This window comes from Streptomyces sparsus, from assembly GCF_054776295.1.
Window position 1 is genome coordinate 1 of sequence record NZ_BAAHCA010001250.1, and the last position, 1153, is coordinate 1153.

The following is a 1153-nucleotide window of genomic DNA, read 5'->3' on the forward strand; positions in this document are numbered from 1 at the left end:
TGCCCGCCCGCCAGGAGCGGCCCGCGTCGCCCACCGGCCTGCCGCTCCCGGGCCGGCACACCGCCGACGTCCGGCCGGGGTCCCATCATCCGTGGGGCGCTCCCAGCCGGAGCGTTCAGCCGGTGACGTTGACGTCCGAGCCGGAGAAGTGCACCTCGACGCCTTCCCGGCTCGTCTCGATCTTCTCCAGGCGCACGCCCGAGGGCAGGCCGTCGATCTTCCGGGTGTAGTCGATGCGCTCGCGGATCAGGTTCTCCAGGCCGGGGATGTCGGAGCCGGGGATCTCGTCGGCGTGCAGCCGGATGGTGTCGCCGTTCTCGACGCTGACGGTGCTGGTCGTGGACCGCTCCACCGGCTGGTCCAGCACCGGCAGGTCCACACTGCCGGTGACCTTCACCTTTGCCTCGCCGTCCGTCGACGGGCCGCCGTACTCGACCCGGACGTTCTCGTCGGCGGCGGCCGTCAGGTCGCCGTAGGACAGCAGCGCGGTGCCCGTCGCCCGGTCGGCGACGCCGCCGGAGTAGTCGTCCGCGAGCTGGATGTCCCGCGCCTCGACGTCGAACTCGCTCACCCGCAGGGAGCCCTCGGCGGTCTCCCTGGTCACGCCGGTGAGCGAGATGTCCACCGACTCCAGCTCCTTGGACGCTATCTGGGTGAGGAACGGGAAGCCGTGTATGGAGACGGTCGCCTCCTTCGCGTTCTGCGCCCTCTTGACCTCGTCCACCAGCCGGTCCTCGACCAGCGTCACCGCCAGCCGGTCCGCGCCGACGAACAGCCCGCCGAGTACGAGCACGATGATCAGAGTGATCCGCAGCGCACGCATGAAATCCGGTGCTCCCTCATTAGATGGCCGTTCTTACTCCGTGGCCCCCAGCATGCCCGAGCCGCCACACCCGCCGGTCCGGCCGGCCGCCTGCGCGGCTTCCACCGCGCCCGCGAGGGCAGGCGCGGTGGATCAGCCGACGACGCGGCCCAGCAGGTAGACGGCGGGCGCGGCGACGGACAGCGGCAGTGCCACACCGGCGGTCATGTGCACGAACCGGGACGGGAAGTCGTAACTGGCCACCCGCAGCCCGATCAGCGCGCAGCCGCCCGCGACCGCGCCCAGCACGGCACCCGACGCGCCCAGCTCACCCAGGCTGCCCGCCGCGAT

1 protein-coding gene and 1 pseudogene are annotated in these 1153 nt (G+C 71.9%); both read right to left on the bottom strand.

The genetic code is table 11. The features are described from left to right. Nucleotides 1-115 precede the first annotated feature (115 nt). Nucleotides 116-823 (bottom strand): LmeA family phospholipid-binding protein, encoded by a 708-nt coding sequence (locus ACYVE9_RS27710; RefSeq protein ID WP_461030638.1) that lies wholly within the window; start codon nucleotides 821-823, stop codon nucleotides 116-118. Nucleotides 824-955: 132 nt separating this feature from the next. Then, nucleotides 956-1153: pseudogene (locus ACYVE9_RS27715) on the bottom strand (hypothetical protein); the annotation flags it as partial.

What these genes read in the sequence shown, in the direction of transcription:
- ACYVE9_RS27710 (WP_461030638.1), bottom strand. Translation starts at nt 823, where the DNA reads ATGCGTGCGCTGCGGATCACTCTGATCATCGTGCTCGTACTCGGCGGG.